Annotated in this window: 1 pseudogene; it reads right to left on the bottom strand. The window is 75.6% G+C overall.

Annotation, left to right across the window (positions count from 1 at the left end):
- Positions 1-1,511, bottom strand: a pseudogene (hrpB, locus tag ASG29_RS10920) (ATP-dependent helicase HrpB); the annotation flags it as partial.
- Positions 1,512-1,682 lie beyond the last annotated feature (171 nt).

Here is a 1,682-nt window from a genome sequence, read left to right as displayed (position 1 = left end):
CCCGCCACAGGCGCTTCTCTCGGTGAGACTTCGACCCCTCTCCCAACCCTCTCCCCGGAGGGGAGAGGGCTCTTCACCGCTCGCGCCCACCGTTCCACCAATCCCCGCGCCGCCTGCGCCTTGGGCGAGCGATCCCCCCGCCAGCGGCGCAGGCGCAGTTCCAGATCGGCGTCGACGCCGCCCAGCCCGCGCTCCTGCAACAATACCGCCACCTCCGCCGCCAGCCGCGGGTCGGGCGCGGCGAGGAGCATGTGCGCGAGGCGCGGCGGCATCGGCAGGCGCGCGACGGCGCGGCCGTGCGCGGTGGGGCGGCCATCGGCGTCGAGCGCGCCCAGCGCCAGCAGGCGCGCGCGCGCCTCCGCCACCGCGGCCTCCGGCGGGGGATCGATCCAGCGCAGCGCACGCGGGTCGGCGAGGCCCCAGATCGCGGCTGCCAGCACGAGGTCGGACAGGTCCGCCTCCAGCACCTGCGGCGGGTCGAAGCGGGGCATCCCCGCGGTCGCGGCGGCCTCCCACAGGCGATAGGCGACACCGGCTGCCTGCCGCGCGGCGCGGCCCCCGCGCTGCGTCGCCGCGGCCTGGCTCGCGCGTTCGGTGACGAGGCGGGTCATGCCCGCGGCGCGATCGTAGCGCGGGCGGCGGGCGAGGCCCGAATCGACCACGACGCGCACGCCGTCGAGCGTCAGGCTGGTTTCCGCGATGCTGGTCGCCAGCACGATCTTGCGCGCGCCGTCGGGCTCGGCACGGATCGCGGCGCGCTGCGCGGCGGGGTCGAGGCTGCCGTGGAGGCGGTGGACGCGCGTGCCGGGCGGCTCGCCCAGCGCGTCGTACGTCCGCTCGATCTCCGCGACGCCGGGGAGGAAGGCGAGGATGCCGCCCTCCGTCTCCGACAGTGCGCGGCGGATCGTCGCCGCCACTTCCGCCTCGATCCGCGCCTCCGCCGCGCGGCCGACGTGGCGGAGGTCGAGGGGGTGGCTGCGGCCCCGGCTTTCGATGACCGGCACGCCGCCCATCAACGCGGCGAAGCGCGCGCCGTCGAGGGTGGCGGACATCGCGAGCAGGCGGAGGTCGGGGCGCAGGCCGCCCTGCGCGTCGAGCGCCAGCGCCAGCGCGAAATCGCCGTCGAGGCTGCGTTCGTGGACCTCGTCGAACAGGATGGCGGACACGCCGGGAAGTTCGGGATCGTGCTGCAACCGCGCGAGCAGGATACCCTCGGTCACGACCGTCACGCGCGTCGCGGCGGAACGCTTGCTGTCGAGGCGGGTGGCGTAGCCGAAGGTGCGGCCGACGGGCTCGCCCGCTTCCTGTGCCATCCGCTCCGCCGCGGCGCGCGCGGCGAGGCGGCGGGGGCTGGTGACGATTATCTCGCCGCTGCACCACGGCTGGTCGAGGAGCGCGGGCGCGACCGCGGTGGTCTTGCCCGCGCCCGGCGGCGCGACGAGGACGGCGTTGGGATCGTCGCGCAAGGCCGCGAGCAGGTCCGGCAGGACCGCGTGGATGGGGAGCGTCATGCGACGCCCGGTCGAGTCGCGGCGGTGTCGTGGGCGCGGAAGTTCACGAAGTTGACGCCACACCCGCGTCGGAAACACCTCCCCGAAGCGGCCGTCGCGAAGGAACGGCCGGGGCGACGGATGGCGCAGGCTGGCATGGTTGCCGTCATGGCAGAAAAGGGCGGAAATTGC

The sequence above is a fragment of the Sphingomonas sp. Leaf412 genome (assembly GCF_001425405.1).
In the GTDB taxonomy this organism is placed as follows: domain Bacteria; phylum Pseudomonadota; class Alphaproteobacteria; order Sphingomonadales; family Sphingomonadaceae; genus Sphingomonas.
This window is presented reverse-complemented; position numbering and strand designations above follow the sequence as displayed.